We start from the raw sequence: 12663 nt of genomic DNA on the forward strand, positions 1-12663 counted from the left end.
TGGACCGGGAGCCGAACATGTCCGACACACAACCCACCCGCGCCTCTCAAAACTCCAATACCGCCGAGTACGTCGTCGTCGCCTGCCTGTTCGCCGGCCTGGCGGGCGCGCTCGCCTATGGCATGTACATCAGCCAGCCAGACATGCCACCTGCGCCGGGCCGCGTGGGCGCGGTCCCCGCTGCGGCTGCCACCGCTGCCAGGGCCGATGCAAATGCGAATGCCCAGGTCGCTTCCCAGGCCGTGAAAGTGGCTGCCGACGGCGGCGCCTTCACACCCCCCGGCGCCCGCGACATCCCCGACACGCCCATGGGTGAGTGGATTCGCCGCGGCGAGGCCATCTTCCTGCGCACGCCGGCCAACGCCGTGGGCTTTTCGGGCAACACCCTCAACTGCGTGAACTGCCACCTGGACGCAGGCCGGCTCAAGGGCGCCGCACCCATGTGGGGTGCCTACCCGCTGTACCCGGCCTACCGCAAGAAGACCAACCACGTGGACACCTTCGCCGAGCGCGTGCGCGGCTGCTTCATGTACAGCATGAACGGCAAGGCCCCCGACGACGGGCACGACATCCTCGTGGCGCTGGAGGCCTACGCCTACTGGATGGCCCAGAAGGCGCCCACGGGCGAGAAGCTGCCGGGTGCGGGCTTCACCAAGGTGGGCAAGGCCGCGCAGGAGCCCAGCTTCGAGCGCGGCGCCAAGGTCTACGAGGCCAAGTGCGCGCTGTGCCACGGCGCGCAGGGCCAGGGCCAGGAAGCGGGCGGCGTGACCGTGTTTCCGCCGCTGTGGGGCAAGCAGTCCTACAACTGGGGCGCGGGCACGCATGAGGTGGACAAGGCTGCCAGCTTCATCAAGGGCAACATGCCCTACGGCAACCCCACGCTGGACGACCAGGAAGCCTGGGACGTGGCCACCTACATCAACAGCATGGAGCGCCCCCAGGACCCGCGCTTCACCGGCAACGTGGCCGACACGCGCAAGCAGTTCCACGACACCCCGTTCTCGCTGTACGGCACCGAGGTCAACGGCCGGCTGCTCAAGGGTCTTTGAGCGGATCGGACAGGCAACGGCAGGCCGGGCGCAGGCCTGCGTTGCCGTGCATGGCAGGGCGCTGACGGCCGCGCTGCAAGCGCATCTGCGCCGGTGCGGCCTTTGCACCAGACGGCGTACGGTCATCGGTTTGACGGCCGGCATTTCATGATTTAATAAGAATCATTCTCACTGATTTGCCAGCGCATCCGGCTTGCACCGCAGCACACCGCCTTGCCGGCAAGCCAGGCCCGTGCCGCACAGGGCCATGCGCAAAGGCCTTCGCGCGACCGCCGCGCGATGCTCAGGTTTGCCGAGGAAACCATGACCCAGACCTTGGACGACATTCAGCAGCTGGCGCACGAGCACCAGGTGCTGCTGCGTGGCTACGGCCACGCCCAATTGCGCAGCAGCGAGCTGCTGTGCCTTCAAGCCCAGGAAATAGAGAGGCTGCAAAGGCTGGTGATCCGCCAGCGCGCGGCCTTGATGGCCAAGGAAACCCAGCTGCTGTGGGCGCGCGAGGAGCGCGAGGCGCTGGAGAAGGCCATTCCCGGCCTCTCGCGCCGCGTCACGCTGGCGCGGCGCGTGGAGTCGCTGCTGGTGCGCGTGCAGGACCTGTTGCGCGAGCGCGCACGCTGGCAGCGCCAATCGGCCGCGCCCCTGGCGCAGCCCGCCGTGCCTGCAGCGGGCGCGCATGCGCGGAAGCCCGAGCAGGACGCCGAGGCCTTCGAGGCCAGCCTGCGCGAGGCCGATCTGGTGATCTGCCAGACCGGCTGCCTGAGCCACGGCGAGTACTGGCGCGTGCAGGACCATTGCCAGCGCACGGGCAAGACCTGCGTGCTGGTGGAGCAGCCCGATGCGCTGCGCATCGTCCGCATACACCGGGGTGCCGAAGGCGGCGACAACCCCGCCATGACACTGACACACGGAGACACCACCGCATGACACGCAGCAAGATGCCCCTGAGCCCGGGTGGCGAACCCGAACTGCGCAGCGTCGGCCTGAAGGCCACGCTGCCGCGCATGCAGGTGCTGGATATCTTCAGGCAGAGCGCATCGCGCCACCTTCATGCCGAGGACGTGTTCCGCCTGCTGGCCGAGCGGCGCGCCGAGGTGGGCCTGGCCACCGTCTACCGCGTGCTGTCGCAGCTGGAGGCTGCAGGCCTGCTGCTGCGCCAGACCTTTGAAAGCGGCAAGGCGGTGTTCGAGCTCAATGAGGGGCCGCACCATGACCACCTGATCTGCCTGCAGTGCGGACGCGTGGATGAATTCAGCAACGACCACATCGAGGCGCTGCAGCACCAGGTGGCCCAGGCCCACGGCTACCGCCTTGCCGACCACCGCCTGGCCCTGTACGGCCATTGCGGCGCGTGCTCGCAGCTGCCACCTGAATCACCGGCACAGCCCGAGCAGGCAAGGCAGCCTGCGCTGCAGGACAACGAATGAGCACCAACGACAGATCCCTGACCCCCGAGCAGCGCGCCGCGCTGGACCTGCTGATGTCGCGCCAGTCACGCTGGCCGCTGCAGGAGCCGGCGCCGGGCGCAGACGTGATCGACACCGTCATCGATGCTGCACTGCGCGCCCCCGACCACGGGCAGCTGCGGCCCTGGCGCTTCGTGCTGGTGCAGGGCGATGCGCGCCATGCGCTGGGCGAGGTGTTCGCGCAGGCCGCCAGGGCGCGCGACCCGCAGGCCGACGCCGAGCGATTCCGCGCCAAGGCCTTGTCCGCCCCGCTGATCATTGCGCTGGGCGTGCACCTGCAGCCCGAGCACAAGGTGCCAGAGAGCGAGCAACTGCTGGCCGGTGGCGCTGCCGCCATGAACATGCTCAACGCCCTGCACATCCTGGGCTTTGGCGGCTTCTGGGCCAGCGGCGCCAACAGCCACGATGCGCGCGTGCGCGAGGCCCTGGGATTCGAGCCCCATGACCGGCTCGTCGGCCTGCTGTATGTGGGCACGCCCGTCTCGGCCGGCCGCGAAGCCCTGCGGCCGCCGCGCAACCGCTTTGTGCGCGAATGGCAGCCCGGGCAAGACCTGGTGCAAGGCCTGGCCCTGGCCCTGTCCGCCAGCGCGGACGACGCAGGCTGATCCTGGTTCCTTGAAGCAAAGATGCCCGGCTTGACCGGGCATCTTTCGTTGCGGCTGCGCAATCGGCCTAAGCCGCCGTCTCGACCGACTTCAGCTGGTAGATGGCATAGAAGTGCACGCCAAAGGTCCAGCGGAATGCCGGCCCCACCAGCGAGTAGGGCGGGCCGTAGCCTTCCATCACCTGGTGCGTGGCCACCAGCTGCAGGCGGGGATGGGCTTGCGCCAGATCGGCCTCGCGGCGCAGGCCCCAATGGAACTGGGCCTGGGTGAGCCGGACCGAAGGGTGCTGGCTTGCGCGCCCGGCCGCCAGCCAGCACATGGCGTCGAACACCAGCTCCGAGCCCGGCGGGCTGCGTTGCGCAAACGTGGTCCACAGCGCCTGCATCTGCTCTGGCTGCAGGTACATGGAAACGCCCTCGGCCATCATGAACACCGCAGGCCCGGACCTGTCGGCCGGCAGTCCCAGCCGCTGCCACCAGTCGGCATCGGCCAGGTCGAATTCGCGGATCTCCTGGCGCTCCGATTGCCGGGGCAGCAGCTGCCTGCGCAGCGCGGTCACCGGTCCCAGGTCGGCATCCGTCATGTGCATCTGCCCGTTGTCCAGCCATTGGAAATAGTCGCTGAGGCCGCAGCCCAGGTTCACCACATGGCCCTGCGGCTGGCGCTGCAAGAAGTCCTGCGCCAGCGCGCGAAAGCAGTGCGTGCGCGCCAGCACGCCGTAAATGCTCTGCCGGTCCTGCAGCCACCGGCTGCCGTCGTCGCCCAGCTGGGTCAGGGTGTCCAAGGCGTGGGCGTCACTGACGGCCATGCCGGGAAACAGCCGCTCGCCCAGGGCGCGGGCGGCCAGTGGAATGCGCAAGGTCTCGCTGACATCGGACAGTTTTTCCTGGCGTGGCGAGGAGGGCTGCGCGTCGGGCAAGGCCGTTGCGGCCGTCGGGGCAAGAGATTCGGGCATGGCGGGCTCCTGTGCGTTGCCGGCCGGGGCGGGCGGCATCCACCTTCCATGAATTGCTTCAAGGGCTGATACCCATATTAGGGCCTGTTCGCACGAATGCAGGCAACCCGAAGGGAAGCTGCCTGCCATCAATCCTTGTTCACCTTGTGGTCCTCGCCCTTGGCCTGTTCCATGGCCTCGGGCTCCAGCTCCTCGGCGGAGCGGTTGAGGTGGATGAAGGCACCCCAGCCCAGCAGCAGGACACCCACGGCGCTGACCAGGGCGGCGGGATAGAGCAGGTGGGCCGGCTCTTCCTGCGTCTTGAAGGCAGCGACCAGGGCTTCGACGGCCAGGGCCACGACCAGCACCACCAGAAAGCGCGAGAGAAACCGGCGCACGCGCGTGGGGCCGCTGATATGGGCCTCGCGTATGACCTCCTCTTCGGTGATGGTCTGGGCGATCTGCAGCGCGACCACGCCCGAGGCCAGAATGCCCAGCGCCTCGACGATGCGCAGCCCCGAATCGCCATCCACGCCATGCGCCATGGCGTTCCAGCCCTTGAGGCCTGCAATCCACAGCAGGGCGATGGCCGCCAGCGAAAACAGCAGGGCGATGAGCGCGTGCACGACGGTGAAAAGGGTATGGAGTGCTTTCATGGCAAAGGGCGGAGAGTGGGCCGTGGCGCATGTTTCCACGGCGCCGGCGCGCCGCTTGTAGGAAACGGCGAACAGCCGTGGACAGTGGCAGGCAGCGGTGGGCAGGCGCGGTGCCTGCCCGCGGGTGCGGCGCATGGATAAAATCCCCGGACCATGTCCAGATGGTTCATCGTGGCTTTTTCCCTGCACTTCGTCGTCAGCGTGGCCTTGTCCACGCTGGGGCTTGTGCCATGGCGGGCCCTGCCGGGGGCCGCTTGCGAGCCGGCCGGCGCCGCCTGCGCCAGCGTGCAGCGCACGGCAGCGCCGCTGGTGGACACGGCCTCCCTGCTCGATGACTTCGACCATGCGCTGATGGACGATCAGCAGGACCTCCCCGATGTCATGCATGCCGTCGATGGCGTGGATGCCCCTCGGCTGCAGGCCGATCGCCATGTCGCCAGCAGCCTTCGCGAAGGACCGTGGCGCAGCCTGGCCCCGCCCGACCGGCCTCCCCGGGCGGCCTGATCCCCTTTGCGACCTGCCGGGGCCGTTGGCTCCTCCGGGTCGGCGCATGCGGCATCCACGCCGTTCGCCGGGTCCTGTCCGGCATGCCCCGTCTGCGGGGCTGGCCTATCGCTTCCAATCTCTCCGGACCCAGCGCAGCATGGGCCCTTTTTGCCGCAGCGGCGGCTCCCGGTTCCCAGAACAAGCATCATGGAAATTGCCATTCTTTTTGCGCTGATCCTGCTCAATGGCGTCTTCGCCATGTCCGAGATCGCGCTGGTGACGGCGCGCAAGGCTCGCCTGCAAAAACTCATAGACGAGGGGGACGCCGGCGCCGCCGCAGCCGCCCAGCTGGGGGCCGACCCCACGCGTTTCCTGTCCACCATCCAGATCGGCATCACCTCCATCGGCGTGCTCAACGGCATCGTCGGCGAGGCCGCGCTGGCCGCTCCCCTGGCCGAGTGGCTGCAGCGCCTGGGCGTGCCCGCGCCCTATGGCGGCTACACGGCCACGGCGCTGGTGGTGGTGCTGATCACCTACTTCTCCATCGTCGTCGGCGAGCTGGTGCCCAAGCGCATCGGCCAGACCTATCCCGAGACCTTTGCGCGCCTGATCGCACGCCCAGTCAACTGGCTGGCCCATCTGACCAAGCCCTTCGTGGTGCTGCTGTCCGTGTCCACCCATGCGCTGCTGCGCCTGCTGGGCGTCAAGGAAAACAGCGGCAGCGCCGTCACGGAGGAAGAGATCCACGCCATGCTGGCCGAAGGCACGACGGCCGGCGTCATCGAATCGCACGAGCACACCATGGTGCGCAACGTGTTCCGCCTTGACGACCGCCAGATCGGCTCGCTGATGGTGCCGCGCAGCGATGTGGTCTGCCTGGATGCCGATGCGCCATTCGAGGACAACCTGCGCGTGATCGAGCAGTCCGACCACGCGCGCTTTCCCGTGGTGCGCGGCGGCATGGACTCCATCATCGGCGTGCTCAACGCGCGCCAGTGGCTGTCGCGCGCGCTGCAGGGCAAGGATCAGGGCCTGACCGACCAGCCCATGCAGACCGCGCTCTATGTGCCCGAGACCATCACCGGCATGGAGCTGCTGGAGAGCTTTCGGCTGTCCGACGTGCACATGGCCTTTGTGATCGACGAGTACGGCGAGGTCCAGGGAATCGTCACCCTGCAGGACCTGGTGGAAGCCATCACGGGCGAATTCCAGCCCCGCGATCCGCGCAACTCCTGGGCGCTGCAGCGCGAGGACGGCAGCTGGCTGCTTGACGGCCACATCCCCGTGCCCGAGCTCAAGGACCGGCTGGAGCTGGCCACCGTGCCCGAGGAGGAGCGCGGCCGCTACCACACGCTGGCCGGCATGGTCATGCTGCTCACGGGCCGGCTGCCGCGTGTCACCGACACCGTGCAATGGGAAGGCTGGCGCTTCGAGGTGGTGGACATGGACGGCAAGGCCATCGACAAGGTGCTGGCCATGCGCGTGGACGTGTCGCTGCAGGTGCCCGGCGACGAAGACGCAGGAGCAGCCCATGCACCGCGTTGAACGACGGGCCCCGCGCTGCGCCTGGAAACTGCTGGCATGCGCGGCGGCCGTGGTCTTCATGGCCGCCTGCCTGGACGGCGTGCAGGGCTACCCGCAGCAGCAGGCGCCCATCATCAGCCCCTACGACATGACGCAGGAGCAGCGGCTTGCCGAAATGAACGCCATGGGCGCGGCCGGCCATGCCGACCACCGCTGGACCTACGAACTTCGCCCCGGCTGCGTGCTGCGCGTGGACCTGGACGGCCCGCAAGGCCCGCGCCCTTCCCTTGATATCGCCCTGCTGGGCAGCGTGGTGGCCGTCACGTCCCAGCGTGAACGCGGCAGTTTCCGCGTGGAGCTGCAGCCCGGCGACGGCCTGCAGTCGGCACGGTCCCTGGTGCTGGAAAGCACCAAATGGGCCGACGCCAGCTGGACCCAGCTGCTGCTGCGCCTGATGCAAAAGGGTTGCATGGAAATGCAGGGCCGCCCGCACGGCAGGACCGCCAGCCGGCACTGAGAGGCAGCGCACAACGGCACGGATCGGCATGCATCGGCAGGGACCGGCAGGCCAGGCAAGCGTGGCTTGCCCGGTCCCGCAAATGTGAGGGGCGGAAACGACAAGCGGCACCGAAGTGCCGCCGGGTAGGGCGCGGGGCGCAAGGTCCCGGGCCAGGGCAGATCGCCGGCTTACTTGGCCAGCGTCAGCGTGCCCTTCATCAGCGCGGAATGGCCGGGGAAGGAGCAAAAGTAGCTGTAGGCCTCGCCCGCCTTCAGGGCGGCGGTGGAGAAGGTCACGGAGTCGGTCTCGCCGCCGCCGATCACCTTGGTGTGGGCGATCACGCGGGCGTCCTTGTCCTTCACGAAGTCCTTGGCGGCGCCGGCGGCGATGCCGTCATTGGCCACGGGCTGCAGGTCGGCCGTCTTGCTCAGTACCCAGTTGTGGCCCATGGCCGTCTTGGGCAGCTTGCCCACGTGCTTGAGCTTGACCGTGAACTGCTTGCAGCTGGCGGGCACGCTGATGGTGGGCTTGTTGAACTGCATGGCGTCATTGCCTTCGATCTCGACGGCGCAGTCGGCGGCCAGCACAGGCGCGGCGACGGCAGTCATTGCGAGGGCCAAGAGGACGGGTTTCCATTGCATTGCCATTGTTTTCTCCTTGAAAAGCGGGTGAGGTGGCTGGCATCCGGTGGCCATGGACCGGCAGGCGGTCTGTCGCCATGGATGCTTTGTATGGCTGCCTCCAGCATAGACAGGATGGGGGAGGGCGGGTTGATTTGAATCAAGTCAAAACAGTTCGAAGACCTGCGCTCCAAGCATGCGGGATGGCGTCACGCCGGCAGGGTATGCGCGGTGGCTGTCGCCGGGAATCACCTGCCGTCCGTCGTCTTTTGGCGACGGGCAACCCCACAGCTCGCATGCCTCTACTCACCTCAGTCACATTTGGGTACGATTGCGGAACATAGAGGGGGTTTATGAGAGTGATAGTTTTCATAGGCGTTTTCATTGGCGCCATCTTTCTGCTGACGGCGTTCTTCGTCGACAGCTCCCAGCAACAGACGGCGCTGGCGGGCATGGCCTGTGCCAGCGTCCTCATTCCGTACGTGCTGTTCAGGTTGCACTCGATCGCTGTCGAGCAGGACAAGCTCGATCAGATCCTGCAGCTGATGCGAAAGTCCGGCAGCCAGCCCGAAGGGGTGGCTCCGGGCGGCGAGGGGTCCCGTGAGCCGGGTGGTCCTTCGGCGCCCAGGTCCTGGATGTCCTGAGGCGCGGGGCGGCAGCCAAGGCAGGTCCGGCAGGCCAGGCAGGTCTGGCAGGTCTGGCAGGCCTCAGGCGAACTGCACGACCACGCGCCGGTTGGTGCGGCTTTTCTTCTCGATCTTGGTGACGGCCACCGTGCCGATCTCGGCCGTGCTGCGCACATGCGTGCCGCCGCAGGGCTGGCGGTCCAGGCCGGGGATGTCGATGATGCGGATCGTCGCCGTGCCGCCCGGGGGCGCCGCGCCTGCGGTGCGTACCAGGTCGGGCTGGGCGGCCAATTGCTCGGGCGTGATGCGATCCACGTTCACGGCATGGCTGGCGGCGATCAGGGCGTTCAGGCGCTCCGTCAGATCGGCCTTGTCCAGCGTGGATTCAGGCAGGTCGAAATCCAGGCGTGCCGAGTCCGGCGAGATGCTGCAGCCCGTCACGGGCACGGGCACCAGCACGCCCAGCAGGTGCAGGCAGGTGTGCAGGCGCATCAGACGGTGGCGCCTGTCCCAGTCGATGGCAACCTGCACGCGCTCGCCGACCTGGGGCGGCGCATCGGTCTGCAGCACATGCAGGATGCGCTGGCGGTCATCGGCATAGACGGTGTCGATGACCGCCAGGCTGCGTCCGTCGGCCAGGATCAGCGTGCCGGTGTCTCCGGCCTGGCCGCCGCTGCGGGCATAGCAGACCGTGGCATCCAGCTCGATGCCTTCGGGGCTGACCGCGATCACGGTGGCTTCGCAGCGGTCCAGGTAGGCGTCGTCGTCAAAGAGCTTGTGCGTCTGGGACAGGGGCATGGGCATGGGGTGTCTCCGGGGTCATGTCGCGGTCCATGGTATCGGCGGCATGGCGGGGCCGGGCAGTACGCCTGGGCGAAAAGTCCCCAGTACAGTCCATTGCCCGCAGCGGTGGCAGTCGGCTGCTTGACAGCCTGTCAAGTGCCCGGGTCCGCGACCTGACAAGATCGGCGCCCGCGCCGCGTGCGTGCCGGGGAACAATGGCGTGGCCGTTGCGGATGGCGCTACAGATTTTTCCGAAGCTGACGACATACGCAGGGCATGAATCTGTGAGTTTTCCGAGGAACTGTCCGAATGGATCAAGAACCTTTGCGTCCATCCCGTGCAGGCTCCACCCCCGTCTCCATCCCGGCAGGCCCCGGTTTGCGGCTGCCCACATTGTTCATCTCCTCATCTTTATGAGCACTACCGATCTTCACGCAGCTTCCCTGAGCGATCTCTATGACCGGCTGGACGAAGGCCTCAGCGAAGAGGCCTTTGCCGCCGAACTTGATGCCCGGCTTCATGACGGGCGGGCCGATGAGGTGCAGGTTTTCCTGCGTGATTGCGAGGAGCGCTGCCTTTACATGCTGGGGCGCCTGAACAGCAGCGAATCGCCCTGGACACATGACGGTGAGCGCTGGCTGGCCCTGGCACGGCTCACGGTGCCGCGCGGCCATGCGCCGGCAGGGCTCAGCGAGAAGCTGACCAATGCCAAGGTGGCCGCCGAAGTGCGCGTGATGGCCGAGCAATGGCTGGCCCATGCCCGCAGCGCGGATCTGCCGGTCTTCAAAGGCATAGGCATGGTGCTGGGCAACCTGGTGCCCTGGCTCTGCTATCCAGGCATGCCCTACGAGGAAGTGACGGCCACGCTGGACTGGACGCTGGCCCTGCGCAAGGAAGGTGAGTACAAGCCCGACACCGAGTACCACGCGCCCTGGAAGCGGCTGATCGCCCAGCTGAACGATGCCGACCTGCAGCGCTACGCCGCCGTGGGCGGCAAGCTGTTCGCCGATGTGATAGTGCACTACTGCGAAGAGCGCCAACCCAAGCAGCCCAAGGGGCAGGGCTGGAAGTCCTGGATGGGCTTCTTTGCCGCGCATCCCGAGCTGTATGACCAGACCTACATAGGCGATCCGGACCTGATGGAGCAGCGCTGGGCCAGCGCAGATGCCCCACGGCGTGAGGAACTGGCGGGCACCCTGATGGGCCAATTGGGCCATGCCCAGGGCGGGGAGCGTACCCGTGCGCTGCAGCTGCTGGACCGCCTGGTGGCCGAGGATCCCGCGCCCTTTGCCAGGCAGCTGCGTGAGAACGGCGGCTATCGGATCAGCCTGGCGCTGGCCATGCATGTCATGAAGCACGACGATGCCGCCTTGCTGCCCCTGCTGCTGCCGGCCATTGCCCAGCACTGCGACCGCGAGGACGAGCTGCGCCGCTACCGCAGCGCGATCCGCGAACTGGTGACCCGCCGCCCGGCCGATCTGGCCGAGGTGCCTGTCAAGGACCTGGTCAATGTGCTGCCCGCGTTCGACACCGCCAGCCTGAAGGCCACGCTGCCCACCCTGACCCCGCTCATCGCAGGCAGCAGCGCCAAGGGCCTGCGCGCCGCCATGGCCGGCCTGGCCGCCCATATTCCGCTGGCCAGCTTGGTGGATGCCGGCTGGCTGAACAAGCCGCCCAAGAACCTGCTGCTGACCTGCCGCGACGTGCTGCTGGCCCACCCCGACCCCGCCGTCGGTCCCTTGCTGGCGCAGTTGCTGGCCGGCGGCAAGCTGGATGCGGCCTCGGCCAGCAGCGTGCAGCAGCGGCTGAACCAATTGGGCCTGACCGGGCAGGGCGCCTCGGCATCGGAAGAAAGCCAGGCGGATGCCGCATCGCCAGCGTCTGCCGCTGGCGGCGTGGACTTGGAAGCCCAGATCGCCTCCATCAAGCGCCTGAGCGCGGCCATCAAGCCCTTCGACACGCCCGAGCTGCTGGCGCTGTGCGCGCCGCTGTCCGAGCACGCGGCCCGCGTGCTGCTGCATGTGTCCGCCATTGCCGAAGGCGGCCTGCCGCCGCTGGCTGGCGAGCTGCTGGCGCGCATTCCGGCCGACAACCGTGCCCGCCTGGCGCTGGCCCTGGTGCAGCAATGGATTGCTTGCGAGGGCGAACCCAAGCAGCGCTGGGCGCTCAGGCTGCTGCCCGGCCATGCCGATGACCGCGTGGTCGATGCGCTGGTGGCCGCCGTCCAGGCCTGGAACCGCCCGCGCCTGCAGCGCGCGGCCGCCGCTGTCGAGCATCTGGGCGAGGTGGACAGCCTCTACGCTCTGCTGCGCGTGCAGGAGATCTCCGAATCGCGCTCGCTCAAGGACCAGGTGCAGCGCACGGCGCGCAGCGCCCTGCGCGCTGCCGCTGCCCGCCGCAAGATGAGCGTGCCCGAGCTCTTCGACGAGCTGACCCCCGACTTCGGCCTGGGCCAGGGCCTGACGGTCACGGTCGGGCCGCAGAGCTACCGCGTGGAGCTGCAGGGCGATCTGAGCCTGCGCGTCATCAACGACAGGAACAAGGCCAGCAAGACCATTCCTGCGGTCAAGGACGAGGCGCTCAAGCCCGAATGGGAGGCCGCCACCGCGCAGCTCAAGACCCTGTCCACCAGCCTCAAGACCGTGGTCAAGCAGCAGGCGCCGCGCATGCTGGCGGCCCTGGTCAGCGGCAAGCGCTGGCCATTGGATCGCTGGCAGCGGCTGTTCGTGGCCCACCCGCTGCTGCGCATCGTGGGGCGCAGCCTGATCTGGCGCGCAGAGGATGCGCCGGGCCTGGCGCGCACCAGCTTCCGCCTGGCCGAGGATTTCTCGCTGGTCGATGTGGAGGATGAAACCGTGACCCTGCCGGCAGGCTGCAGCATCAGCCTCTGGCACCCGGCCACGGCCCAGCCCGGCGAGCGCGAGGCCTGGCAGGCCTACATGGCCGACTATGAGCTGGAGCCCCTGGTCGACCAGCTGGGCGCGTGCGCCGAGCAGCCCGCGCCAAGCCAGTTCAAGAACGGCATGCTGCTGCCGCCCGCGCCGATCACGCTGGCGCAGGAGCAGCTCGGCGCCATGCTCAAGAAGTTCGGCTACCGGCCCGGCCCCGTGGGCGATGGCCCCAGCATCAACGAGCATGTGTGGCGCCTGCCCGCGCTGGAGCTGAGCCTGGAGCTGTCGCACGGCTATTTCCCGCCCTACCTGGACCTGGGCCTGCCCGTGGCCGTGGAAGGCCTGCGCGTGCACGACCTGAGCAAGGGTTACGGGGCCAGCGCCGACCCGGCGCGGCTGCCCAAGCCGCTGCTGGCCACGCTGCAAGGCCAGTGGCTGGCCCTGGCGGCCAAGGCGGCTGCCTGAGCCCTTGTCTTTGTGAACCTTTGCTCCCTTGAAACGTTGGCCGGCCGATCGCCCATCACCGA

The 12663-nt window shown here is 68.1% G+C and carries 13 protein-coding genes; 9 read left to right on the plus strand and 4 right to left on the minus strand.

All coding sequences use genetic code 11. The features are described 5' to 3' along the window. Nucleotides 1-17: 17 nt before the first annotated feature. The 4 genes from G4D77_RS29175 to G4D77_RS29190 all read left to right on the plus strand — a co-directional run bounded on the left by G4D77_RS29175 (nt 18) and on the right by G4D77_RS29190 (nt 3117). Complete coding sequence (locus G4D77_RS29175; protein WP_154834172.1) at nt 18-1049, plus strand: c-type cytochrome; 1032 nt, start codon at nt 18-20, stop codon at nt 1047-1049. 303 nt (nt 1050-1352) lie between these two features. After that, nucleotides 1353-1973 carry a DUF2325 domain-containing protein gene (locus tag G4D77_RS29180; RefSeq protein WP_047217055.1) on the plus strand — a complete coding sequence of 207 codons (621 nt, stop codon included), beginning with the start codon at nt 1353-1355 and terminating at the stop codon, nt 1971-1973. Continuing rightward, a complete protein-coding gene (fur, locus tag G4D77_RS29185) occupies nt 1970-2473 on the plus strand; it encodes a ferric iron uptake transcriptional regulator (protein ID WP_154834173.1) in 504 nt (167 codons plus the stop codon). Before G4D77_RS29180 ends, fur begins: the two co-directional genes overlap by 4 nt. Continuing rightward, on the plus strand, nt 2470-3117 hold the full coding sequence (locus G4D77_RS29190; protein WP_047216978.1) for a nitroreductase family protein: 648 nt from the start codon (nt 2470-2472) through the stop codon (nt 3115-3117). The genes fur and G4D77_RS29190 overlap by 4 nt, the downstream gene beginning before the upstream one ends. A 67-nt stretch (nt 3118-3184) precedes the next feature. Here G4D77_RS29190 and G4D77_RS29195 read toward each other — a convergent pair whose 3' ends face one another. Further along, nucleotides 3185-4072, minus strand: coding sequence for a class I SAM-dependent methyltransferase (locus G4D77_RS29195; protein ID WP_047217056.1), 888 nt, complete (start codon nt 4070-4072; stop codon nt 3185-3187). A gap of 128 nt (nt 4073-4200) precedes the next feature. Further along, on the minus strand, nt 4201-4707 hold the full coding sequence (locus G4D77_RS29200; protein ID WP_026061999.1) for a hypothetical protein: 507 nt from the start codon (nt 4705-4707) through the stop codon (nt 4201-4203). Nucleotides 4708-4860: 153 nt separating this feature from the next. On the opposite strand from G4D77_RS29200, the gene G4D77_RS29205 reads away from it, so the two are divergent. From G4D77_RS29205 to G4D77_RS29215, 3 genes are all read left to right on the plus strand, one after another. Further along, nucleotides 4861-5211 carry a hypothetical protein gene (locus G4D77_RS29205; RefSeq protein ID WP_016451613.1) on the plus strand — a complete coding sequence of 117 codons (351 nt, stop codon included), beginning with the start codon at nt 4861-4863 and terminating at the stop codon, nt 5209-5211. A gap of 189 nt (nt 5212-5400) precedes the next feature. After that, the gene (locus G4D77_RS29210) at nt 5401-6738 is read left to right on the plus strand and encodes a hemolysin family protein (RefSeq protein WP_016446219.1); all 1338 of its coding nucleotides are present in this window, start codon (nt 5401-5403) and stop codon (nt 6736-6738) included. After that, nucleotides 6725-7234 carry a hypothetical protein gene (locus G4D77_RS29215; protein ID WP_017403869.1) on the plus strand — a complete coding sequence of 170 codons (510 nt, stop codon included), beginning with the start codon at nt 6725-6727 and terminating at the stop codon, nt 7232-7234. Before G4D77_RS29210 ends, G4D77_RS29215 begins: the two co-directional genes overlap by 14 nt. A 170-nt stretch (nt 7235-7404) precedes the next feature. On the opposite strand, the gene azu is transcribed toward G4D77_RS29215, so the two are convergent. Continuing rightward, nucleotides 7405-7863 carry an azurin gene (gene azu / locus G4D77_RS29220; protein WP_016446217.1) on the minus strand — a complete coding sequence of 153 codons (459 nt, stop codon included), beginning with the start codon at nt 7861-7863 and terminating at the stop codon, nt 7405-7407. A 326-nt stretch (nt 7864-8189) separates the two neighbouring features. On the opposite strand from azu, the gene G4D77_RS29225 reads away from it, so the two are divergent. Beyond that, nucleotides 8190-8480, plus strand: coding sequence for a hypothetical protein (locus tag G4D77_RS29225; RefSeq protein ID WP_154834174.1), 291 nt, complete (start codon nt 8190-8192; stop codon nt 8478-8480). 63 nt (nt 8481-8543) lie between these two features. Here G4D77_RS29225 and G4D77_RS29230 read toward each other — a convergent pair whose 3' ends face one another. Further along, entirely contained in the window at nt 8544-9266 is a 723-nt protein-coding gene (locus G4D77_RS29230; RefSeq protein WP_016451616.1) for an alanyl-tRNA editing protein, read from the minus strand. 392 nt (nt 9267-9658) lie between these two features. On the opposite strand from G4D77_RS29230, the gene G4D77_RS29235 reads away from it, so the two are divergent. After that, nucleotides 9659-12601 carry a DUF4132 domain-containing protein gene (locus G4D77_RS29235; protein WP_154834175.1) on the plus strand — a complete coding sequence of 981 codons (2943 nt, stop codon included), beginning with the start codon at nt 9659-9661 and terminating at the stop codon, nt 12599-12601. Nucleotides 12602-12663 lie beyond the last annotated feature (62 nt).

It is taken from the genome of Delftia sp. WY8 (assembly GCF_018437695.1).
Lineage (GTDB): Bacteria > Pseudomonadota > Gammaproteobacteria > Burkholderiales > Burkholderiaceae_C > Comamonas > Comamonas tsuruhatensis.

What these genes read in the sequence shown, in the direction of transcription:
- G4D77_RS29175 (WP_154834172.1), top strand. Translation starts at nt 18, where the DNA reads ATGTCCGACACACAACCCACCCGCGCCTCTCAAAACTCCAATACCGCC.
- G4D77_RS29180 (WP_047217055.1), top strand. Translation starts at nt 1,353, where the DNA reads ATGACCCAGACCTTGGACGACATTCAGCAGCTGGCGCACGAGCACCAG.
- fur (WP_154834173.1), top strand. Translation starts at nt 1,970, where the DNA reads ATGACACGCAGCAAGATGCCCCTGAGCCCGGGTGGCGAACCCGAACTG.
- G4D77_RS29190 (WP_047216978.1), top strand. Translation starts at nt 2,470, where the DNA reads ATGAGCACCAACGACAGATCCCTGACCCCCGAGCAGCGCGCCGCGCTG.
- G4D77_RS29195 (WP_047217056.1), bottom strand. Translation starts at nt 4,072, where the DNA reads ATGCCCGAATCTCTTGCCCCGACGGCCGCAACGGCCTTGCCCGACGCG.
- G4D77_RS29200 (WP_026061999.1), bottom strand. Translation starts at nt 4,707, where the DNA reads ATGAAAGCACTCCATACCCTTTTCACCGTCGTGCACGCGCTCATCGCC.
- G4D77_RS29205 (WP_016451613.1), top strand. Translation starts at nt 4,861, where the DNA reads ATGTCCAGATGGTTCATCGTGGCTTTTTCCCTGCACTTCGTCGTCAGC.
- G4D77_RS29210 (WP_016446219.1), top strand. Translation starts at nt 5,401, where the DNA reads ATGGAAATTGCCATTCTTTTTGCGCTGATCCTGCTCAATGGCGTCTTC.
- G4D77_RS29215 (WP_017403869.1), top strand. Translation starts at nt 6,725, where the DNA reads ATGCACCGCGTTGAACGACGGGCCCCGCGCTGCGCCTGGAAACTGCTG.
- azu (WP_016446217.1), bottom strand. Translation starts at nt 7,863, where the DNA reads ATGGCAATGCAATGGAAACCCGTCCTCTTGGCCCTCGCAATGACTGCC.
- G4D77_RS29225 (WP_154834174.1), top strand. Translation starts at nt 8,190, where the DNA reads ATGAGAGTGATAGTTTTCATAGGCGTTTTCATTGGCGCCATCTTTCTG.
- G4D77_RS29230 (WP_016451616.1), bottom strand. Translation starts at nt 9,266, where the DNA reads ATGCCCATGCCCCTGTCCCAGACGCACAAGCTCTTTGACGACGACGCC.
- G4D77_RS29235 (WP_154834175.1), top strand. Translation starts at nt 9,659, where the DNA reads ATGAGCACTACCGATCTTCACGCAGCTTCCCTGAGCGATCTCTATGAC.